Annotated in this window: 22 protein-coding genes; 5 read left to right on the forward strand and 17 right to left on the reverse strand. The window is 37.6% G+C overall.

Going from position 1 to position 21055, the window contains the following annotated elements:
• Window positions 1-62: 62 nt before the first annotated feature.
• The 6 genes from KO505_RS09615 to KO505_RS09640 all read right to left on the reverse strand — a co-directional run bounded on the left by KO505_RS09615 (window position 63) and on the right by KO505_RS09640 (window position 6741).
• The gene (locus KO505_RS09615; RefSeq protein WP_216055235.1) at window positions 63-647 is read right to left on the reverse strand and encodes an AraC family transcriptional regulator; all 585 of its coding nucleotides are present in this window, start codon (window positions 645-647) and stop codon (window positions 63-65) included.
• 35 nt (window positions 648-682) lie between these two features.
• Window positions 683-1573, reverse strand: a complete 891-nt coding sequence (locus tag KO505_RS09620) for a DMT family transporter (RefSeq protein WP_216055236.1) — start codon at window positions 1571-1573, stop codon at window positions 683-685.
• Between the two features lie 96 nt (window positions 1574-1669).
• Complete coding sequence (locus KO505_RS09625) at window positions 1670-2080, reverse strand: GFA family protein (protein ID WP_216055237.1); 411 nt, start codon at window positions 2078-2080, stop codon at window positions 1670-1672.
• 134 nt (window positions 2081-2214) lie between these two features.
• Entirely contained in the window at window positions 2215-3126 is a 912-nt protein-coding gene (locus KO505_RS09630) for a DUF2785 domain-containing protein (RefSeq protein WP_216055238.1), read from the reverse strand.
• A 250-nt stretch (window positions 3127-3376) separates the two neighbouring features.
• Window positions 3377-5215: a bifunctional protein-serine/threonine kinase/phosphatase gene (locus tag KO505_RS09635; protein ID WP_252731734.1), complete on the reverse strand. Its 1839-nt coding sequence runs from the start codon at window positions 5213-5215 to the stop codon at window positions 3377-3379.
• Between the two features lie 32 nt (window positions 5216-5247).
• Window positions 5248-6741: a NarK family nitrate/nitrite MFS transporter gene (locus tag KO505_RS09640; protein ID WP_216055452.1), complete on the reverse strand. Its 1494-nt coding sequence runs from the start codon at window positions 6739-6741 to the stop codon at window positions 5248-5250.
• A 370-nt stretch (window positions 6742-7111) separates the two neighbouring features.
• Between KO505_RS09640 and KO505_RS09645 the strand changes: the two genes are divergently transcribed.
• Genes KO505_RS09645 through KO505_RS09655 form a run of 3 tightly spaced genes read left to right on the forward strand, consistent with a single transcriptional unit; the run spans window position 7112 to window position 9985 of the window.
• Entirely contained in the window at window positions 7112-7708 is a 597-nt protein-coding gene (locus KO505_RS09645; protein ID WP_216055239.1) for an NAD(P)H-dependent oxidoreductase, read from the forward strand.
• 1 nt (window position 7709) lies between these two features.
• Window positions 7710-9554, forward strand: a complete 1845-nt coding sequence (locus tag KO505_RS09650; protein WP_216055240.1) for a monovalent cation:proton antiporter-2 (CPA2) family protein — start codon at window positions 7710-7712, stop codon at window positions 9552-9554.
• A 35-nt stretch (window positions 9555-9589) separates the two neighbouring features.
• Complete coding sequence (locus tag KO505_RS09655) at window positions 9590-9985, forward strand: ACT domain-containing protein (RefSeq protein WP_216055241.1); 396 nt, start codon at window positions 9590-9592, stop codon at window positions 9983-9985.
• A gap of 205 nt (window positions 9986-10190) precedes the next feature.
• Here KO505_RS09655 and KO505_RS09660 read toward each other — a convergent pair whose 3' ends face one another.
• The 7 genes from KO505_RS09660 to KO505_RS09690 form a co-directional block, all read right to left on the reverse strand.
• Complete coding sequence (locus tag KO505_RS09660; protein WP_216055242.1) at window positions 10191-10349, reverse strand: hypothetical protein; 159 nt, start codon at window positions 10347-10349, stop codon at window positions 10191-10193.
• A gap of 316 nt (window positions 10350-10665) precedes the next feature.
• The gene (gene brnA, locus KO505_RS09665; protein ID WP_216055243.1) at window positions 10666-10914 is read right to left on the reverse strand and encodes a type II toxin-antitoxin system BrnA family antitoxin; all 249 of its coding nucleotides are present in this window, start codon (window positions 10912-10914) and stop codon (window positions 10666-10668) included.
• On the reverse strand, window positions 10904-11167 hold the full coding sequence (locus KO505_RS09670) for a BrnT family toxin (RefSeq protein ID WP_216055244.1): 264 nt from the start codon (window positions 11165-11167) through the stop codon (window positions 10904-10906). Before KO505_RS09670 ends, brnA begins: the two co-directional genes overlap by 11 nt.
• A 144-nt stretch (window positions 11168-11311) precedes the next feature.
• Window positions 11312-12304, reverse strand: a complete 993-nt coding sequence (locus KO505_RS09675) for a DUF4062 domain-containing protein (protein WP_216055245.1) — start codon at window positions 12302-12304, stop codon at window positions 11312-11314.
• A 131-nt stretch (window positions 12305-12435) separates the two neighbouring features.
• Window positions 12436-13050: a hypothetical protein gene (locus tag KO505_RS09680; RefSeq protein WP_216055246.1), complete on the reverse strand. Its 615-nt coding sequence runs from the start codon at window positions 13048-13050 to the stop codon at window positions 12436-12438.
• A gap of 96 nt (window positions 13051-13146) precedes the next feature.
• Window positions 13147-13614, reverse strand: coding sequence for a hypothetical protein (locus KO505_RS09685; protein WP_216055247.1), 468 nt, complete (start codon window positions 13612-13614; stop codon window positions 13147-13149).
• Between the two features lie 105 nt (window positions 13615-13719).
• Window positions 13720-14439: a Cthe_2314 family HEPN domain-containing protein gene (locus KO505_RS09690; RefSeq protein WP_216055248.1), complete on the reverse strand. Its 720-nt coding sequence runs from the start codon at window positions 14437-14439 to the stop codon at window positions 13720-13722.
• A gap of 357 nt (window positions 14440-14796) precedes the next feature.
• On the opposite strand from KO505_RS09690, the gene KO505_RS09695 reads away from it, so the two are divergent.
• Window positions 14797-15756 carry an integron integrase gene (locus KO505_RS09695; protein ID WP_216055249.1) on the forward strand — a complete coding sequence of 320 codons (960 nt, stop codon included), beginning with the start codon at window positions 14797-14799 and terminating at the stop codon, window positions 15754-15756.
• Here KO505_RS09695 and KO505_RS09700 read toward each other — a convergent pair.
• Window positions 15734-16216 (reverse strand): helix-turn-helix domain-containing protein, encoded by a 483-nt coding sequence (locus KO505_RS09700; RefSeq protein WP_252731735.1) that lies wholly within the window; start codon window positions 16214-16216, stop codon window positions 15734-15736. The genes KO505_RS09695 and KO505_RS09700 overlap by 23 nt on opposite strands.
• Before the next feature lie 398 nt (window positions 16217-16614).
• On the opposite strand from KO505_RS09700, the gene KO505_RS09705 reads away from it, so the two are divergent.
• On the forward strand, window positions 16615-17355 hold the full coding sequence (locus KO505_RS09705; protein ID WP_216055251.1) for an ABC transporter substrate-binding protein: 741 nt from the start codon (window positions 16615-16617) through the stop codon (window positions 17353-17355).
• A gap of 58 nt (window positions 17356-17413) precedes the next feature.
• Here KO505_RS09705 and KO505_RS09710 read toward each other — a convergent pair whose 3' ends face one another.
• From KO505_RS09710 to KO505_RS09720, 3 genes are all read right to left on the reverse strand, one after another.
• On the reverse strand, window positions 17414-18574 hold the full coding sequence (locus KO505_RS09710; protein ID WP_216055252.1) for a N(5)-(carboxyethyl)ornithine synthase: 1161 nt from the start codon (window positions 18572-18574) through the stop codon (window positions 17414-17416).
• Window positions 18575-18977: 403 nt separating this feature from the next.
• Window positions 18978-20141, reverse strand: coding sequence for an alginate export family protein (locus KO505_RS09715; RefSeq protein ID WP_216055253.1), 1164 nt, complete (start codon window positions 20139-20141; stop codon window positions 18978-18980).
• Window positions 20142-20200: 59 nt separating this feature from the next.
• Window positions 20201-21052, reverse strand: a complete 852-nt coding sequence (locus KO505_RS09720) for an ABC transporter ATP-binding protein (RefSeq protein ID WP_216055254.1) — start codon at window positions 21050-21052, stop codon at window positions 20201-20203.
• Between the last annotated feature and the right edge of the window lie 3 nt (window positions 21053-21055).

Below are 21055 nucleotides of genomic sequence, written 5' to 3' on the forward strand. Positions count from 1 at the left end.
ATATTTAGGTCTCATCATAAAACATAATACAAATTAACCTGTTATATCTTCACTATTCATTGTTATACAATTTTCAGATCATCCAAACCAACACGTTTATTTTGATCTTTTAATGCGCGGAATTGACTCGGTGTTAAACCCGTTATTTTTTTGAATTGACCGCATAAGTGCGCAACACTGCTATAACCCAGTTTGTATGCAATTTCACTGAGAGAAAGTTCCTCGTAAAATAACATCTCTTTTACTTTCTCCACCCGTAAACTAATAAAGTAACCCTCTATGGTAATCCCTTCTACCGATGAGAATAGTTGACTTAAGTAGTTATAATCTCGTTGTATTCCAGTATGGATAAACTGAGAAAGCGTTTGTTTTTCAGTTTGAGTCTGTTGTTGAAGGTGGAGTAAACATAAACGTTTAATCTGCTCGATTATCTTGCTTTTATTGTCACTTAATATGGCAAAACCTAGATTCTCTAATGCTTGTAACAATAAGGTGTGGTTGGCATCTGATAACTTATCACCTTGGTAATCAGCAAAGTCAATTACGCCCAAATCAATAGACAAATATGCTAACTCTAACGTTTTTAATACTTCGGCAACCGCTAAACAACAGCGGTGACACACCATATTTTTGATGTAAATTTTCATATTGCTATATTAAGGTCCATTGCAAAACAGATCAGTTAACGACGAACAAGAAAACGTCTGCCTATGATCACCATCAGAATCCCACCTAACACTAACAGTGACGAAATAACCAATCTCATTGAAATCATTTCACTAACAAATAGTACACCACCTAAGGCCGCTAAAATAGGCACTAACAATTGCAGAACAGCCGCTTGTGTCACCGTTAAATCTTTAAGCACTAAATACCAAATAGCATACCCCACCGCCGAAGTAACAGCCCCGGATAAGATGGAATAGATAATGCCCCAATTTGTTAATTGCGCATCGTGAACGGTAAATAAAATTAACACAACAACAAACGGTATTGTGCGTAAAAAGTTTGCGCTTGTGTCTAATATTGGTTGTTTAGAACCTCGGCCTAATAAGGTATATATTGCCCACGCTACGCCAGATAACGCCATCAATACAAAACCTAAAAAAGAGGGGGTTGAAAGATTAGGCTTAACTAAATACACCACTCCAGCAAAAGCCACCAATATACCTAACCATTCTGAGTAGTGCAGTTTGTTACCATAAAGTGCACCTATCATAATCATGCTCAATTGCACCATGCCAAACAATATCAACGCGCCGGTTCCTGTGTCTAACGAGATGTACGCATAAGAAAAAGTAGCGGCGTAAACAAATAACATCAAACTCGCTAACCAAGTCTTAGTTGTATTCTGTTTAGTTAGCTGCCTTATTACCACAGATCCGCTGCCTCTATTTAACACTAAACTAATAACGATTAACGTCAGGACCCCAGATAATAAACGGAGTGAGGTAAAGCTAGAGGCATCAATTAATCCTTGTCCCAATGCCAAACGACACAGCACTGAATTTCCAGCAAACGCTAACAAGGCAAAGCTGACATAAGTGAATAATTTAATAAATTGAATAGGCATAATAAACTTAATGAACGGCACCAATTTATTGGAAGAACAATTGGTGCCTGTGGATGAATGACAAGATGGGAATAACTAACTGACTAACAAATAATGCTACTCAGGGTAACGATCAAACTTAGTGGACGCTTGGCCTTCTTCAAACCAACATGCTTTTTCTTGGTAAAATATATTAGCCATAGGACGGATTTTGGGATCGCCATTTAAGTAACCTGCAGGGATCACCAAGGCAGAACCGTCTCGACTTAAATAAGGTACTTGAGAGCCGCAATTAGAACAAAAGCTATTACAAAAACGGATAGCCTCTGGTAAGTCGTAACGTTTAATCAGTTCTTGTCCAGATTGCCATTCTATTTTATCTGGGCTGGTAAAGATTAACGAGGCAAATGCCGAACCTGTTTTTTTCTGACAACGGTCACAATGGCACTGATAAAAACGTTGAAAAGGCCCTGTCACTTTACTTTCGACTTGCCCACATAAACAACTGCCGCTAATTGTATCTGTCATTGGTGTTTCACTCCGGTTATAAGGCACAGTAGCATGCCTTAACGTTGTATTCTTTGTTTGTTCTAAGCTATTTAAAATAACCAATCACAACTGATTTGCCAAACCTTTTACTGCGTTGTTCAGGTTTGTTTCCGTTATCCAAGTCGAACCATAATATCGGCTAACTTAGCCTGAATAGAGATTAACCTTGGATTTTCGCTTTTTGACGTTATCGCATACAAGCTATAAATAAAGGCTCTCGTATTATGTAACTTAGCAAGACCTGCATTACTGCTATAAACTTTCGTCCAGTCTTTAAATGGCGTTGGGTCAGCAACCTGATCTAAAAAAGATATCAAGGTTTGTTCTGACAATTCCGTTCTTAACGTTAAATACACAAAAGGCATGGCTAAACGTTTTGGCTCACCATAAACATAAAAGTGCCCTTGGCTTGGGGTTATTTGCATTTTAATTGCGTTTAACAACTGGGTTAATTGGCTTTTGGTGATATTTTTATTGAGGGCTAATTGCAAAAACACATCGGCCGTATGGGCAACCGCATGTCGCCAGCCATATTGGTCGTCAAACCCTCGGTAATCGTTTATGTGTTGCATATAATGCGTGGTCACATCAACCACAGTTTGTCTTTGTTCAATGGTCAAGTAAGGGCTGATGCGATCAACTCGAACCACTTCAGACAATACTAATGCCGCAAATGGCTGCCGAAAGTTATCCGCATCACGGTTATTTTTGTCCTTTACCTGTGTGGACAATTGCTCTGTTAATGCAGCAAACATGGTCTTTATCGTTTGAGTTGTTAATAACCCCTTACGTAACCACTGGCTACTGGCTTCATACACAACGCCATCTCGGATCTTAGGGTTCGGGTGTCCCAAACAAGTTAATAACTTTATTGCGGTTTGATTTCGTTCTGCTTGTGAACTAATAACAAAATCATTGTCTTTTAGGGTTAATAAATCCTGTTCAACAAAGTGTTCATTGCATGATGTTGCAAACACGACGGTGGGTAACATAAATAGAATTATAATGATAAAAGCTTTATTCATATTTCTTATTTTCTCAGTGCTTCATTGCTGACCGAAACCGCAGCAATAACTAATTATTACCTTGTGCTAAACAAATTAAAACTTCAAATTGTTTTCGTTGTGACCTCTCAATAACAAGTTCAATGGCAGGTTTATAAACTGAAACGCCGGTCACTTTAATTTTGACCATCGTTCATTTTTGAACAATTGTTAAACAGAAGCGGGTTAATAGTTAAACAACCTTGATTTAAGAGTAAGCGTTTTTTTGCTGTTAGCGAGTAAACAAGTAGGTTTGCAGAAACAATAAACACACAAGTACGGTACTTAACATTTTCCAAAAACCAACCGGGTTTCGTTCAATCAAAGGGGCCGATTCTATTTTGTTTACCATGCTCATATTGGGGGTGGTTAAATCTTTTAAAAATTCTGACAACGCCATATATCTGCTAGATATATTCGGTTGTGTGGCTTTTTGTAAAGCTAAATCCAACCAAACTGGAATATCTTTTCTGATACGTTTAGCAAAACGGTATTTCCATTGATCGTAGTTAGTCACTTGTTGGTGCTGAATTAATGGCGTTTTAAAAGGTAATTCGCCGGTTAACATTTCATAAACAATCACGCCTAATGAAAATATATCTGAACGATGTACACCTTGTTGGCCTAAAAGATACTCTGGGGCAATATAACCAACCGCGCCCGCTAACGTATCTTCAATTAGAGGTGAGTTAATTTCAGCTAATCCACTGACTTGCACAGTACCAAAGTCAATAAGCTTAATATTGCCATCATTATCTATCATGATGTTCTCAGGTTTTAAATCTCTGTGTACCATGCTTTGACGCTGAAATACCCGCAACGCAACAATGATTTTTGCCGTCATTTCTCGTACCAAATTAAAACTTGGCTGCGGATTGTCATACATCCATTGCCTTAACGTAATCCCTTCAATGTACTCGCACACATGATATAAAAATGGGCTCTTTTTTTGATTATCCTTGTTTGCTCTTGGTTGGATTTTCATGATGGATTTATGATTAATACGACTACCAACCCATTGCTCACGCACAAACCCTTCTAAATAAATTAAGTCTTCGGCAAAGTTCTCAGAAGGCGCTTTTATCACTACTTTTTGGTCAGTATTTTTATCACGAGCTAAATAAACATGACTACGAGAACCACTATGGATCACCTTTTCAATGAAGTAATTATCGATAGTGACGCCAGCTTTCATCACAGGTGGAATTTTTAACGCGGTTAATTGTTGATGAACTTCGTCTATATCGATATTGGGGAGACTGTTAATTTCTGCTATCACACAACTTAAGTTGTCTTTACTGCCCGCTTCTTCAGCCTCTAAACAGATTGCCGTCGCAATTTTTTCTAAACTAAGCCGCTGTTCTGATAAATGTTTACTTAATTGTGTCTGATTTAATGAATCATGAACACCATCTGTGGTTAATAAAAAGCGGTCACCGAGTTGCAGTTCTCGTTGAAAAAAATCCACTTCTAAATGGCTGTCCATACCTAAAGCACGGGTTAAAACACTGTTATTGTCGCTTGGGAAATAACAATGATCTTTGGTTAACAACTCCAACTTACCTTGCCTAAATAGATATATTCGGCTGTCACCAGCATGACAAACATAAGCAGTATTAGATTTAAATATGATGCCACTAAAGGTAGTAACTAATTGATTTTGGCGACAACTGGCTTGTTGTCCATGATGAAATAACCAAGAGTTTAGGGAAGACAATACCCTAGCTACTGAGTCTTTTACCGACCAAGAATCCGGGGTACTGAAATAATCACTGATAAAAGTTGTCACACTCGTATGACTGGCTTGTTGCGCGTTTTCGCTGCAACTTACGCCGTCGGCAATGCAAACAATACTGCCTTTTAACTCACGTGCAGAGCCATAAGGTTGCTGCGCAGCAAAGGCGTCTTGGTTTTGTGCTTTAACCCCTTTATCTGAAAAGCCACCAAACAACACATCCAACATTTTGATAGACGAGTGGTTTTCACTCTCATCCGCTGACGATTTAGAGTGTGTTTGTTGATCGACAGAGTCCTTTAGCGGACTCTGTTTTGAGGTTGCAAAATCAGGCAATATCTTTGCTCTTTTGTTTTATCGTTAACGTATTAGTTACTGACAGAGATTAATTCAACAGTACCGTCTTCTTGTACTTCAGCTATATGACCTTCCGGCTCTTTCATTAATAATAGCGCAGCAAAACCAACCACTGCGGTTGCGGCTATTACTAAGAAGAAAGTACTGTAATCAACCAGAGATAACACAGTTAAGTACACTACCGCCCCCACATTTCCGTAAGCGCCCGTCATGCCAGCAATCTGACCTGTCATGCGACGTTTAATCAAAGGAACCGCAGCAAATACCGCCCCTTCTCCTGATTGCACAAAGAACGAACATGCCATTGCAGCAACAACGGCTAACCATACCGGCCATGAGCTATCAACTTGTCCCATCATAAAATAACCAATAGCTAAACCAGCGGTAAGGATTAATAACACAGGTTTACGACCATAACGGTCCGACAACCAACCACCACCTGGACGAGACATTAAATTCATAAAGGCGTAAGCGGACGCCACCATACCAGCAACCACAGGGGTTAATTCAAAGGTTTCAGAAAAGAACAAAGGCAACATTGAAATAACCGCCAATTCAGAACCAAAAGTAGCAAAGTATAAAATGTTTAACACCGCTACTTGTTTAAAGCTGTATTTATGAATTTCAGCAACGGGCTCAACAAAGATGTTTTTATTCACCTGCCATACATGGTAACTATCAAATAAATATAACGCGGCTAAACCAATATAAATGCCATTAACTAAAGTCTCACTGAACATATTGATGCCAGCGGGTGATAACTTCCACGTTAACAACGCTAACGCGCCGTACATAGGTATTTTCATTATCAACAATAACCAAAAATCACCTTTAGACGTTACTTCCATCGCGCCAGCTTTTTTAGGTCGATAATAAGTAGATCCTTTTGGTGTATCCGATACATTTTTATAAAAGATAAAAGAATAAATCAAACTAACTAGACCCGTTAAGCCCATTGCCCAGCGCCAACCATCTTCTCCGCCAAATACGCCAGCACAAATCGCAGCAACAGTCGGTAAGGTAAATGCCGCTGCAGCAGACCCAAAGTTACCCCAACCACCGTAAATACCTTCAGCAGTACCTAATTCATTATGTGGGAACCACTCCGATACCAAACGAATACCAACAACAAAACCAGCACCAATAAGACCCAGTGCAAAGCGAGCTATTGCGGCTTGGGTAAATGTATCGGCCATAGCAAAAGCAAAACAAGGAATAGAACAAATAGCTAAAAGGCCGGTGTATATTAATCTTGGTCCATATTTATCCGTTAACATACCCACTATGACTCGAGCTGGAATGGTAAAGGCAACGTTTAAAATAAGTAACGTTTTGATTTCTGCCGTGGTTAATCCCAAAGATTCTTTTACTGCCATCAACATTGGAGCAAAGTTAAACCACACCATGAAGGTGATAAAAAATGCAATCCAACTCAGATGTAATATTTTCATTTTTCCTTGAAAGGAAAAGAGATTGAATTTGCTCGGCGTTTCATTTGCTGTCATGGGGTTTCTCGTTTGTTCTACTTTTTTAGTCATAAAAAAAAGCCACCCAGAACAAGTGATTCACTTGCCCATAGGTGGCTTCTTTGCCATATCTTCAACTGTAAACATAAACCTTTCGGCTTAATGTAGGTTAAATAGCACCTTTAATGCCAAATATTGAAATCATAATATTAACAGATGGTTACGTTATTTTTAGCGCCAAAATTATATTATTTACAACCTTATATGCACAACAATGATCCAAGCTCGCACTGATCCGGCGCAATACTTTTTCAGCTCAACAACTCAATGGTTAGAATTGTTTTATTATTGTTTTTTTCTTATCAAATGCCCAGTACACTGGGGTTAATTTAATCTCGAAGGATCCATAATGAGAAACATCCTTATTATTTTGGCTCATCCCAATTTGGCAAACTCTCAAATAAACAGAACTTTTATCGACGCCATTGAACAAAATGACAAGGTAACCATTCACGACTTATACCTTACTTACCCAGATGGCGTGATAGACATTGATGCTGAACAAGCAAAGTTATCCAGCGCAGACGTGGTTATTTTTCAACATCCTTTTTATTGGTATAGCGCCCCCGCAATCCTTAAAGAATGGTTTGATTTAGTCTTACAGTTTAACTATGCCTACGGGCCTAAAGGTAATGCCTTAAAAGGTAAACAATGGTTAACCGTAATAACCACAGGCGGCAGTAAAGAAGCTTATTGCACCCAAGGTCATAATCGATTCACCATTCGCGAATTATTAACGCCATTTGATCAAACCGCGCATTTATGTGAAATGGAATTTTTACCGCCATTTGTTGCTCACAGCGCTAGAAACTTAAGTAAAAATCCAGACAAGCTGAAACACTTAGCTGAGCAATATCAAAAATTTATTCATGAATTACAAGACGACAACTTTGATAGTGAATCCGTGAGTCACTTACAAACTTTAAATCAACGTTGGGAGCAATAACATGGAACATGGAAATTTGTTATTTGATGCCTTTATTTACTTATGTGCCGCGGTGATTTCAGTCCCTATCGCCAAGCGATTAGGTTTAGGTTCCGTCTTAGGTTATTTAGTGGCGGGTGTGTTAATAGGCCCATTTGTTTTAGGTTTTGTTGGCGATCAAACCAATGTAATGCACTTTGCTGAATTCGGCGTTGTCATGATGTTATTTTTAGTTGGTTTAGAGTTAAAACCAAGTTTGTTGTGGAAAATGCGTGGGCCAATTGTTGGAACTGGTGGCTTACAAGTCTTATTAAGCACAGCTGTGATCACTTTAATTGCCATGTATTTAGGGCTGATTTGGCAACAAGCTTTAGCCATAGGTATGGTCTTGGCTTTGTCTTCAACCGCCATTGTATTACAGAGTCTGCAAGAAAAAGGGTTGATGAAAACATCCGCAGGACAGAGCGCTTTTGCTGTATTGTTATTCCAAGATATTGCCGTCATCCCTATGTTAGCCATTTTGCCTTTATTGGCTGTTACCTCCCCTGAATTAACGGTAAACGCGGATACATCCCAAGCAGGCTGGGTTAAAGGGCTTATTGTAGCAGGCGTCATAGCCGCGATAATCTTTGGCGGTAAATATCTGATGAATCCTATTTTTGGATTTATCGCTAAGTCCAAATTACGTGAGATCTTCACCGCGTCTGCTTTATTGTTAGTGATAGGTGTTGCACTAGCAATGCAAGCCATTGGGTTATCTCCTGCATTAGGTACCTTTATCGCGGGCGTAGTATTGGCAGAAAGTGATTTTCGCCATGAGCTCGAAAGTAATATTGAACCATTTAAAGGATTATTACTGGGTTTGTTTTTTATCAGCGTTGGGGCAGGTATTAACTTCGAACTTCTGCTTGCCGATCCGTTAGTTGTTATTGGCCTTACAGTCGCCTTGATCATTGGTAAGTTTCTGGTGTTATTTTTACTCGCCAAATCCAATAAATTAGCCAAACCAGATGCTTGGTTATTTTCGGTTGCCTTAGCTCAAGCAGGTGAGTTTGCGTTTGTATTGTTCGCTTTTGCTAGCACCAGCGGCGTTTTACCAACAGGCTTAATTGGATTATTAACCTTGGTCGTTGCCAGCTCTATGTTATTAACCCCATTGATGTTAATTGTGAATGAGAAATACATATCACCACGTTTTGCTACCCATAAAAAAGAACAACGTCCTGCGGATGTTATCGACGAGGACAACCCAATTATCGTCATTGGCTTTGGTCGTTTTGGCCAGTCTGTCGGACGTTTATTATTAGCCAACAATGTTAAAGCAACTGTATTGGATCATGACGCGAGTCAAATTGAAATGGTACGTAAATTTGGTTTTAAAGTTTATTTTGGTGAAGGTGAAAGTGCAGAGTTATTACACAGCGCTGGCGCTGATACCGCTCAAGCCATTGTGGTTGCAGTTGATAATGTAGACAGCAGTTTAAACATAGTGCATATGGTGCAAAAACATTTCCCTCACTTAAAGATCTTAGCCAGAGCAATCAACCGATTACACGCAGTTGAATTACACCGTTTAGGGGTGAATGAAATAGAACGAGAAACCATGGCATCTGGTGCAGAACTTGGCGCAAAAGCCTTAGTTGCACTTGGTTGGCAAAGTAATATCGCCTACAGAACGAGTCGGTTATTCAAAAAACACGATGATCAAAGTGTATTAGAACTGGCTGCATTTAATGGTGATGAACATGAATACATTTCCAAAACCAATGAAGCCAGACGTTTGTTAGAAGAAACATTAAAACAAGATGGCACATGGCAACATGACGCTGATGAACACGCGTGGGAAAAACCGGGTAAATTAAAATAGAATTAAAATCATCCAAAATATAAAAAGGCAAACACATGGTAGGCGAAACCAATTTAACAACATTATTACAGTCTATGTCGCCAAAATTAATGACTGATGAATATGTATTTTGTTGTGTAACAGACAATCACATGGATTATCAAGCCTTGTCTCCATTAGCCACATTCCGTGAAACTGAGGGCTTAACGTTAGTCATCACTAAAGCGCAGGCAGAAGCAAATAATATCCCATTTGAATCTGTATTTAGTGGCATTACATTAACGGTTCATTCTAGTTTAGATGCCGTTGGTTTAACCGCTGCAGTAGCCAGTAAATTAGCTGAATATGAAATCAGTGCTAATGTGATAGCTGCGTATTACCACGATCATATTTTTGTACAAAAAGAGAAGGCTGAACTGGCGATCAAGGCGTTACAAGAGTTTTCTATTTAAACCCTAATCGTCATTTTAAAAAACGACTCTAAGGATGGCTAATATCGACAAAGCCATCAGCACCTTAACGAATATGCAAACCAACTTGAATTGTGACAGGATTACTTGGGGGAGTCCTGTAGTTAAATAATATTAACTACAGCATGGATTTATTGAGTATTAATTAAAAAATATACTAATACTCAATAAACATAACGCTAATTAATTAGCGTGTAATAACATGCCAGATCACATAAAACCAAGATAAAAAGCCATGTAAAATGGCCCATAACACTGACTTATTTACGCTCCATGAAATAGCGATGGAGAGTGCCGTTCCAAATGTGATCCCGTACTTTGCAATTTCTTTTCCTGATTTTTCCATTAATCATCTTCCTAATTGTTATTTTTATTATGGTTTAAATGCAATAAACATCACGGGTTAGGTAAAGGCATATCGCGCACTAACCCGTTAACGTTAACAACCTTTTACATGGTTATTCTACCTGTATATTGACACAATATTGTGCCTCATTTGCTCTATTTGGTATTTAAAGTGATTTGTACTCGTTTAAAAGTGAAAATATAGAGTCAAAGCCAACAAATGCTATGAACGCTTCATTAAGAAGCGAGTTTAGGTTTGCTAAACTAGTGACGAAGGAACTCGAGCAAGCCGTGACGAGTCTTTCTTGAATGACTTGTTAGCTTTCGTGGTGATGTTTGTTTTCCTGGCTTTCCAATCGTTCAGCTAGCCAAACTTTAATAATAGATTGCCTTGTTACACCTATTCGACTTGCTTCTCTGTCAAGTGAATCAATCATCCATGAAGGGAAATCAACATTAACTCTTCGCTGACTTTGTAAAGGACGTTTAGCTTTAGTCAGATCCAAGTGCTCTAGGATGTCATCTTGATTTTCGTCAAACGCTTCATCAAATTTGTTAGCTTTCATAGAAATTCACCTCTTTCTTTCTGGATCTTCGAATCGATATTATGCGGATGATCTTTTTCCGATACGTAATTACAGCAGACCAGTGTTTGTTATCAATAGTACCAATAACAAGAAACCTTGATTCGTCAGAAGTATTTGCTGGAATTTCGATTAAATTAGGATCAGACCAGAGCTCTTGAGCATCAACAAAGTCGATTCCATGCTTCTCAAAATTCAGCGTACTTTTTTGTATATCAAATTCGAAATCATACATGAGTTAAAAGTATACCTTTATTACTCAATTTGCAACTTGGAAGATAAGAAAGCTAACACCTTACTAATGGGCACATAAATGCTTGGCTAAAATTAGTGACGAAGGAGCGCAAGCCAACTGTTTAGCGTCCGTTTGAGTAACTTGTTAAGTGCCTTTTTTGATACTCATTATTCCCATCAGTGTTGTCTTGCCAAACTCAGTTATTTTCCAAAACTGACCAAAGCCTCCACCTTTCAGAGTTAACTCATCTACTTTTACTAAACCAAGCGCGATCAATTGTATTTTAATTTGTTTTTTAGACTCATCATCAAGGCTCGGAAGATAATCACCAATACCTGCTTTTACGCCAAGTCTAGATGAAATAATTTTTTGGACTTCGTACTCTGATTGATATTGAAATAAATCAGGACCAATTATTGAAAATAGTTCATTCCAATTAATCTTAACTTTCCAAGGTTGCTTTGAATAACCTGAGCCAGGAGATGACTTGCCCTCTATTTCAATTAAATCTTCACCTTGCGAAAGTGACTCTATTGCCACAATACTTTGTTGTGGATTTTCCGCGGATTTTTTTCTTAATGCCTCATTTTCTTTTCGCAAATCATTTAGTTCTCTCAATAAATCCGTCGAGTTAGCCTGATCAGCCCTAACCCAGCCAACGGCAGGATATGTTTTGATAGTCTTTGATAAACTAAGTGCTACTAAGCCAGCTAACAAGTCAGCTCTACTCCAAAACTTAACCAATCGTCCAGTTGCTACTTTACTTCGAAAAGCTTCTAACTTTTCTTGTGCCTCTGTATTCATTTCGACTTTGCTAGCTGGTAAATCCTGAGGTTCATCGTGAAGCAAAGCTATAACTTTTAGCCCTTTAGATACAGCGTAATCATATTCCATTTCAGTGTAACTAATACCCTCAGAAGAAACTGAACCGTAACGGCCACCAATAATTAGTAAATAATAATCACAATCATCAATAATTCTTTTAATAAATTCCCACTGCTCCTCATCTGTAGCTGGAAATAATTCCATTCCAGCAGGAATACAGTCCATTTCCATTAATGCTTGAATGACTTGCTGTCTCTCTTCCTGTAAATCAGCAAAAGTAGAGCTTACAAATACTTGATATCTTTTTTCCATTTTAGATAGACACTCTTTGATTGATTGTTACATTGGCACTTAACGCCTCATTAAGAGGCTAAAAATAGTTGGTTAAAATAAGCGAGGCACGAGCAAAAACCAACTGTTTTTTGTCCTGCTTTAATGACTTGTTATAACTCAAAGTTACCAGCGCTATCGCCTTTACCACCAAGATAATACGACGGTACTTTATTTGAAATACCAAGCCTATATATTCCAACACTAGATTCAATATTGGTTTTATATTTAGCTTGAATATTGTGGGATTTCCACAACAGTTCAATTGGAGTAAAGCTTTCACCATTTTCAGGTGCTATAGCAACTTTGGGTTTATGCCCGCCATTTGCACCCAATGGAATAATCATTACTTTATCGGCTTTAATATGTTCTTGAAGCTTTAGCTTCCTAGCTAACACCCCAATTTGCTCTTCGTATTCTTCAAGTGTTTTATATTCTGTTTGATTCCATGACCATTCGATTAAATTAGCGGTTCTATGGGGAAGTTGCGGCGAAAACTTATTGAGTTCTTTCGCATCCAACGGTTCATTACGAATAAATGAGTAATGGTTTGAACAAAACTCTTTCTTAAGCCTATAGAAAATAGCACTTCTAGATTTATTCAGCCCCCAAGACTCATTATGTTCCCACCATGCATCATAAAATACTTCATGATCGTCAACACCTATAACCTTGATTATTGACTCACCATCATTTTCTTTTAAAACGTCTCCGAGATTAATACGCATGACTTTCCATTGAGTTATAACGCCCTGTTAACAGGCAAAAACAGTTGGTTAAAATTAGCGACGAAGGAGCAAAAACCAACTGTTTTTTGTCCTTGTTTAACAGCTTGTTATAGCTCTTATTTCCGACTTTAATTCTTTTGAATTACTATGTAGCAATGGGATTTTATTAAGATCCAATGCAATAACCCTATCAGGGATGGTTGCACCTTTAAAGCCATAACCTAACTCAACAATAAGTTGCTTATTTGGTTGGTAACTTATTACTGTGTAAGAAGTTGATCCACTTCCTTTAACAATTGATAAGTGAGTTCTCATGAGCATTAGGTCATTATCCATTAATTGGATAGATGCTCCTTTAGCTTCTCGTACTATCTTTCTTTCTGACTCAAAATACTTATTACAATAACCAATATTTACTGTTCTTATCCCATTATCAAGACCAAAGTCTACGATATGAACCCCTAATTTATTTATTAGCTCATCAGTTAGGGGTGCATATAGATCTGTATCTGCTTTAGCCAGAGATGAAACTAAAATTGACAATAATAGTATTAAAGTGCGCATAATCACCTAGAGCTATAACGCCGCATTAAGCGGAAAATTATAGTTGGCTAAAATGTTTGAGGAACGAAAAACAGCCAACTGTAAATTTTCCGTTTAAATGCCTTGTTATATTTTCTGATACGCCAATTTCTTTTTTGCATAAATGACACATGCGGAGTTGTAAATTTCGTGAAGTTTAGACTCAATTTCTTCAAGATATTCACCTAACTCACCTTGGCTGTCAGTCATAAATAACTCAGTTATTTCATTTAATTGTGATTCAGGAATAAGTGTTTTTTTGCCTTCTTGCTTTGAGGCAAATTCAACTTGATGGACCATGCTCAGCATATCTAAGTTTTCTTCGCTATATCTGTCATGATGAATAATAGTATTCCGAATATTACGATACTCAGAGCAAGCTTTATTGAGACTTTTTAGTTTTTTATCTAAACCGTACTTTTTAACATTATCATTAGTCACTAGAGTTGAATGATTAATACATTCATTACTTATTCCAAGTTCTAGAAGCCTATTTACAAAAATTAATGTTCTATCATAAATTGATTGAATTCTAATAATAGTATTTTCAATGAACAGCTCGATAAAGTCACTTATTGATTGGCTATCGGTATCGAACTTTGTAATATTCTCATAGCTTAATAATGATATTGATAATTTAGCTTTATCAACGGAAGAAGTAAGTGAACAATATGCTTTTGCACAAGAAATAAGGTAATAGTCCAAGTCGCTAACTGTATCTACAGATAATTTTGAATCAATGACTTCGATCCCTTTTCTAAGAGGACTATCTTCGTCTAATAATATTAAATGATGAATTAAATGCACGGACTTCCTTGAAAATATAACACTTATTATCGAGCATTTCGTATATGTAATTGCTCAATTCTTTTTTAATTAATGTCATTATCAGATGTTACTATTTGATTTTACTATCTATTTTTAATAAATATTTATCATAAATAACTAAATAATCAAAAACAAAACGAGCCTGACTTTAACGCGACTTTTTCACTTCCTATTAAAAGCTAAATGAATAACGTTTTCCATAATTTAATTAACAACTTAGGTATTGTCATAAAAACAAAGCGAGAACTTAGAAGTTATTTAATAGGAAGTTAAAGTGGATTTTTTTTATAACCCATATTATACCTGTATATAAATACAGCTATTGGAGTTTATATTATGTCACGTTCACCATTCATAGAATCCATCAGACTTGTTTTACGAACAAAACATTACAGTTTAAAAACTGAAAAAGCATATCTCCATTGGATTAAACGGTTCATATTATTTAATGATAAACGCCACCCTAAGGATTTGGGTAATTATGAAGTTGAGCAATTTTTAACACATTTAGCTATTCAGATTAAAGTCTCCCCAACAACTCAAAACCAAGCCTTATGTGCCATTATTTTTATGTATCGACATGTGCTTGAGTCAGATTTAACTAACATGTCTTTTCAATTTGCTAAAACACCTTCTCGTGTCCCTGAAGTATTAAGTCATAAAGATGCAATTGGAGTTATAGATAAGCTAAATGGAGTACATAAAACTATTGCCATTCTTATGTATGGTGCTGGCTTCCGTATCTCTGAGGTGTTAAATTTGCGATTGAAAGATTTTGATTTTGAACGCAGCACTATCTTCATTTTTCGTTCAAGGGGCCAAAAAGACCGAGTGACCTTGTTTCCTGAATTAGCAAAGGAGGCAATTTCGCAACAAATTAAAAATGTTGAACGAATTCATCAAAAAGATATTGATGAAGGTTATGGCCTGACATCGATACCCCCTTCTTTACTTCGAAAATATGGTAATGCAGCAACAAATTTGTCTTGGCAATACATGTTTCCTTCAAGTACTCGTTGTATCCATCCTTATGACGGATATGTTTGCCGACATCATCTACATCAAACTTCTTTTCGTAAAGCGTTAAAAAAGGCAGTTCATCAGTCCGACCTTTTAAAACGAGTAACTTCACACACTTTACGCCATAGCTTTGCAACTAGACTCCTTGAAACAGGTCATGACATCAGGGTCGTACAGGAGCTATTAGGGCATGATGATGTGAAAACCACTCAAATTTATACCCATGTTTTAGGTAAACATAAATCAGGTGCCATTAGTCCGATGGATGTGAGATGAGATCATAAAGATAACCAGGTATTAAACACGGTAAACCGACGACGACCACTAAGATTAAAAAGCTGATTTTATCTAAACGGTCTTCTGAAATAGTAGGGCTAAAAATGGAGTCTCTAATTGTATCAACCCAAGCAATTAAGTGATGTTCTGTAAAAAATAAATACAACACAATCAATAATACGGGTGTGAGTATTGAAACATGAATAACTTTTGCTTTTGTACTCATTGTGTTTAAAGACAGGGTTTGTTTTGTATGTTCGCTCACGTCTTTTGACACGAGCTCGGTTATTGAACATTCGTAAACCGACGCCAATGACTTTGCTGACTCTTGTGATGCTATGCCTGTTTTTTCAATGCGTTGAATTGTCCTTAAGCTTAAACCAGATACTTCGGCAAGTTGGGTTTGACTCCACGCTCGGCTGTCTCTTTGATCTTTTAATGTTCTTTTGTTTAGTTCCATTTCCATAATTCAAAACCTCATAATTAGTGTGTAACCAATATGAAGATGTTTTGCCTTTTTATATACGACGTCGTTAAGCCAATCCCCTGTAATGAGTATGCCATAAATGTGACAAGATTGATGATTAAAGGTGAACAGGGATTTTGAGGACTGATAAATTGGACTTAAACTATGGTTACTCTTAGCGAGTAATCCACTAATAAATCAAAGTGACCCTTGGTTTTATTGGGTTGTGTATGCCGATAAACATTGCATATGTGTCTTGTGGTTTAAACTTAAGTTATAGTCTATACATAATGCACTGTTCATTAACTATTGTAATAGATCAGAGTCTCAGGCTAACCTTAACCTTGATACACCTCTATCAAAAAATACAATCACTTTTCAAAGGTTTGGCAATGAGAGTTCTTGTTTTTTTATTATCTTATTTATTACTAAGTTTTAATAACTTCGTGGCGGCTAAATCTTTAAAAGTTTATACCATAGAACAACCTCCTATCTCATATACCGAAGATGGTGAATTCAAAGGCATTGCCGTTGATATCGTGAAAGAAGTCTTTAAACGAATGAATCAACCAATTGAGCTTTACATCTATCCTTTAGCAAGAGCATTAAAAGAGTTAAGAGAGCAAGATGGCGATGCCATTTTTGCTTTAGTTAATAACCCAAAACGTGAAAAGTATTTACTGTATTCTGATGAGATATTAATTACCCAAACAGGTACGTTATTCACTAGAAGGGAGGACAATATTTCGTTTAATGGCGACTTTTCTGTATTAACTCAGTATCGGTTTGGCACTCTCAGAGGGGCTTCCTATGGAGCAAAATGGGATCGCGCTGTAGAAGATAAAACAATTAAATTTATCACGCCAATTTCTAACTATGAACAAAGTATTAAAATGTTATTAAAAAATAGAGTCGACATTATCGTTGGTTCTCATTTAACTATTGTTCACCTTTTGAAAGACATAGACTTACAAAATAAAATCATTGAATTGCCCCTTCCCTTTATTAGGGCGCCTACTTATTTGGCTTTTTCAAAAAACGATCTTGCATTAAAAAAGCAATTTGATATCACGTTAAAAAAACTTAAAACGGACGGCAGCTATCAAAAATTGATTTCTAAATATATTCTTTAATTTGTGATTTTCAATATCCCTCAACAACAAGTTAATTGTTGTTGAGGTCATCCTGTTATCAACTACTGGTTGCGGTCGTTGTGCATAAATGTGGATAGGTCTTATCCCTATTCTGAAATGTCAGGATAGACTTATTTTTAATAATACCGGCATCTATATTTATCGACTTGCCTATTGTCTCATTGGCATACCAAGCATCACGTCCTGCTAATACTATTGGTAAATAAACAATAAGCGCCGCTGAAATGGAACGGGTTGCACTTTCCCATAGGTAACTTGGCGTATGGTCTACCGCGTAATAATCCACTGTATTATATTTAAACATAGGCTGTTTAAAAGTGGTGGGGTTAGCAAAAAAGAACCCCATATTTTCGTCACAGCTAACATCAATGATCAAACTGTTCGGTTTAAGGCATGCCTGCTCTGACTCAACCACAAAATGGGTTGGTTTTTGGGTATTTTGAAAAGTACCATTGACGATAATGTCGGCCTCACTGATCAATTCAGTTAACGGTCTTGTTGTACCATCATGTTCCGACACCATCATCCGAGCTTCACCATGGTTTCCCGATCGGATCCTCACGTAATTACAGTCTAAAACTTCTTCTCGGACTTCATCTTCTACTCGCTGAATGCAGATGGTTATGTCCCTAAACCCATGCGCTTTTAACGCATAAATAGCACCTCGACTGACCGCGCCAAAACCAAATATTATGGTTTTACGCTGATTACCATAATGACCATCTATGCCTTTGAGTTGCAAAGAATGTATGACCGCACAATACCCTGCCATCTCATTGTTTTTATAGAATGTATGTCTGCCAACTTGGCCGTTAGGTGCCCATATAAACATATCCTCAAACGCAAGTAAGGTTTGTTTGCGATCGATAGCGGCTTGGGTAATTTCCGCTTGTTGCACACAATGTACATAACCCCAAAGCGTGCCCCCTTCGCGTAACTCTTGTAAATCCGCTAATACCGGTTTTGCGATGATAACCGTGCCTACATCGGCTAATAACTCATGACGAGTTGCAATGCCTCCGCTTAACGCCGCTATTTCTGCATCGCTAATACCAAAAGGTTCACCATAGCCTTGTTCAAATATCAGTTGTTTTCTTAATGTTTCTGGAATTCGTGATAAATGCTCTGGATGAATTGGAAATCGTCGTTCATCCACTTTTTTTGACGTCCCAATGACGCCTATTTTTGGTATATACATGTGCCGTTTCCTTGTATGAATTTGTAAGGTGAGACGACATTGGCAAGATGCTTATCTTAACAATGGTCTTTTTTATACTGCTGGAAATGAAAGCGAACGTATGTACCGTTAAACGACGCTTGAATTGGTGACTGAAAGGTCAGCCTAACGCTCCGCGTGTTTTAACATGTGCGGGCGATTTATCAGGAAGGACATGAATGCCTTAAAGAAATATCTTAAAAACTATATTCAACGACGTTTAATAATAAATTGTGTCACAAATGTTGTGACTTTCTGAAGGGTTCTCAGGTGCGAATTTAGCCATGAGGAGTATAACTCAATAATGGCTTGGTTATTGAGATAACAGCGATTAAAGCAAAATCTGTCAGGTTTGTAATAACAAACCTGACAAAACCAATATTAATTAAAAATTATATCCCGTCCAAATCCATAACTTGTCGGTGTCAACTTTACCAGCTCCTTGATCACCCGCACTATACATAGCGTATTTAACGCCTACCGGAAAATCCGACACTTTTGTTGTATAAATAACATTAAGCTCTGTCCCTAGATCATCCACTGTAGCTGACGCTTCATCCGCGGCATAACTATGGAAGGTTGCTGACCATTTACCACCACCAGCTTTACCTGCAACCGTCGCATACATATCATTTAAACCAACCCCCGGCGTACCAAGGAATTGATCTGACCAACCATTAAATTTGTGCAAGGTTGCCAAAGGTGTGGCAAAACCAACTTGGCCGTTATCTGACCCTAGTGATTCATAACCAGCTGTTAGTTTAAGGCCATTAAATGTGGTTCCAACTTCACCCAACATGTAACTGGTATCAAACTCTGCACCACCCGTTTCTGAGGTTTGTGTGGCAAACTCTACGGTATAGCTGAGCTTGTCCTTCGCCCCAACTAAACGTGCGCCCCAAGTGTTTAACGCATTGTCCGTTCCATTGTCGATTTCTAACAAATAGCCGTAACCAGTAACTGTGCCAAAGTCGGTTTTTAACGAGGCATTTAATAAATGATCATTTGAATCTATGTCTTTATCATCGGCAAATATACGATTACGTTTGTTGATATAGCTATAACTTAACTTTACCTTTTCAGAAGCCGCATAACTTGCACTTAGCGCATCAAAGGTTTGTTTATCATTCCGAAAACCAACATGACCAATAAAGCGGTGGTTATCCATAGTAATAACCTGACGACCTAATTTTAGGTTTATCTTATCTTGACTGTAACCAATGTAGGCTTGATCTAATTCCGTTGAATCAGGGTCAGCAATCACAGAATAACCAACACCATCACCGATGGCATTATTGTAATCACTAATTAAAGCGAGTGAATTTTCTAATTCAACAAAGCCATAAAAACCATTATGAGCATTGGTTTTAAAATTTGCTTTAGTACGCAAGGTAAATGCGGTGGCGTCATCCAGTGCATTATCTTGGCTTACCGTTTCAAAACGTAAACGTAAGTCCACATTGGCTTTACCTAGGCTAGTTTCAATTGTGGCATAAGAAGCTGTAGTGACCAGTAATGGTATCAGTGTCGCCAGTTGTTTTTTGTTCATAATTATTCCCGAATTAATTATTTAGATTATTATTTTTGTTGTTTGAAATATATTCGTCGTTAAGCCACGTTTGTTGCTGAGCTACTCGTTTCTGTTTTTGTCTTTGAAATGCTTTCCACTTTGCGTTGTTTTTCATAAAGGAAAGTTAACACTTCCGAACGGTATTGGTTATAAATTGGATCTTTAGCTAACTCTAATCGGCTACGTGGTCTTTCTAAATTAATATCCAATATCTCGCCAATCGTCGCCGCCGGACCATTGGTCATCATAACTATACGGTCAGATAACAAAACGGCTTCGTCGACATCATGGGTGATCATGATGACGGTATTATTTAACTCATCTTGAATTTCCATTAACGAGTCCTGCATATGCGCACGTGTTAGCGCATCTAATGCGCCAAAAGGTTCATCCATCAACAGTACCTCTGGCTGCATAGCTAATGCTCTTGCTATACCAACACGCTGTTTCATACCGCCAGATATTTCATCTGGGCGTTTGTGCATGGCATGATCCATATGAACCAATTTTAAGTTGTATTCAATCCATTCTTGCATTTCTTTCGGTGATTTGGTTTTGGCAAACACCTGTTTTACCGCCAGCTCCACATTTTGATAGGCCGTTAACCAAGGCAATAAAGAATGATTTTGAAATACCACCGCACGTTCTGGCCCGGGTTGATTAACTTCTTTTCCGTTTAAAATAACCCCGCCACTGGTTGCCTGATATAAACCAGCAACCACATTAAGGACTGTAGATTTTCCACAGCCTGAGTGGCCTATTAACGAAATGAATTCACCTTTATTGATCTTCAAATCCACTTCTTTTAACGCGGTAAAGTCACCTTTAGGTGTTGGAAACACCATGTCTATTTTACTAATATCTAACAGTAAGTTTTTTGTAAGACTCATTTT

The organism is Psychrosphaera sp. F3M07 (genome assembly GCF_018860345.1).
Lineage (GTDB): Bacteria > Pseudomonadota > Gammaproteobacteria > Enterobacterales > Alteromonadaceae > Psychrosphaera > Psychrosphaera aquimarina.

Coding starts and splice junctions, on each gene's coding strand:
- KO505_RS09615 (WP_216055235.1), bottom strand. CDS start 647: ATGAAAATTTACATCAAAAATATGGTGTGTCACCGCTGTTGTTTAGCG.
- KO505_RS09620 (WP_216055236.1), bottom strand. CDS start 1,573: ATGCCTATTCAATTTATTAAATTATTCACTTATGTCAGCTTTGCCTTG.
- KO505_RS09625 (WP_216055237.1), bottom strand. CDS start 2,080: ATGACAGATACAATTAGCGGCAGTTGTTTATGTGGGCAAGTCGAAAGT.
- KO505_RS09630 (WP_216055238.1), bottom strand. CDS start 3,126: ATGAATAAAGCTTTTATCATTATAATTCTATTTATGTTACCCACCGTC.
- KO505_RS09640 (WP_216055452.1), bottom strand. CDS start 6,741: ATGACAGCAAATGAAACGCCGAGCAAATTCAATCTCTTTTCCTTTCAA.
- KO505_RS09645 (WP_216055239.1), top strand. CDS start 7,112: ATGAGAAACATCCTTATTATTTTGGCTCATCCCAATTTGGCAAACTCT.
- KO505_RS09650 (WP_216055240.1), top strand. CDS start 7,710: ATGGAACATGGAAATTTGTTATTTGATGCCTTTATTTACTTATGTGCC.
- KO505_RS09655 (WP_216055241.1), top strand. CDS start 9,590: ATGGTAGGCGAAACCAATTTAACAACATTATTACAGTCTATGTCGCCA.
- KO505_RS09660 (WP_216055242.1), bottom strand. CDS start 10,349: ATGGAAAAATCAGGAAAAGAAATTGCAAAGTACGGGATCACATTTGGA.
- brnA (WP_216055243.1), bottom strand. CDS start 10,914: ATGAAAGCTAACAAATTTGATGAAGCGTTTGACGAAAATCAAGATGAC.
- KO505_RS09670 (WP_216055244.1), bottom strand. CDS start 11,167: ATGTATGATTTCGAATTTGATATACAAAAAAGTACGCTGAATTTTGAG.
- KO505_RS09675 (WP_216055245.1), bottom strand. CDS start 12,304: ATGGAAAAAAGATATCAAGTATTTGTAAGCTCTACTTTTGCTGATTTA.
- KO505_RS09680 (WP_216055246.1), bottom strand. CDS start 13,050: ATGCGTATTAATCTCGGAGACGTTTTAAAAGAAAATGATGGTGAGTCA.
- KO505_RS09685 (WP_216055247.1), bottom strand. CDS start 13,614: ATGCGCACTTTAATACTATTATTGTCAATTTTAGTTTCATCTCTGGCT.
- KO505_RS09695 (WP_216055249.1), top strand. CDS start 14,797: ATGTCACGTTCACCATTCATAGAATCCATCAGACTTGTTTTACGAACA.
- KO505_RS09700 (WP_252731735.1), bottom strand. CDS start 16,216: ATGGAACTAAACAAAAGAACATTAAAAGATCAAAGAGACAGCCGAGCG.
- KO505_RS09705 (WP_216055251.1), top strand. CDS start 16,615: ATGAGAGTTCTTGTTTTTTTATTATCTTATTTATTACTAAGTTTTAAT.
- KO505_RS09710 (WP_216055252.1), bottom strand. CDS start 18,574: ATGTATATACCAAAAATAGGCGTCATTGGGACGTCAAAAAAAGTGGAT.
- KO505_RS09715 (WP_216055253.1), bottom strand. CDS start 20,141: ATGAACAAAAAACAACTGGCGACACTGATACCATTACTGGTCACTACA.
- KO505_RS09720 (WP_216055254.1), bottom strand. CDS start 21,052: ATGAGTCTTACAAAAAACTTACTGTTAGATATTAGTAAAATAGACATG.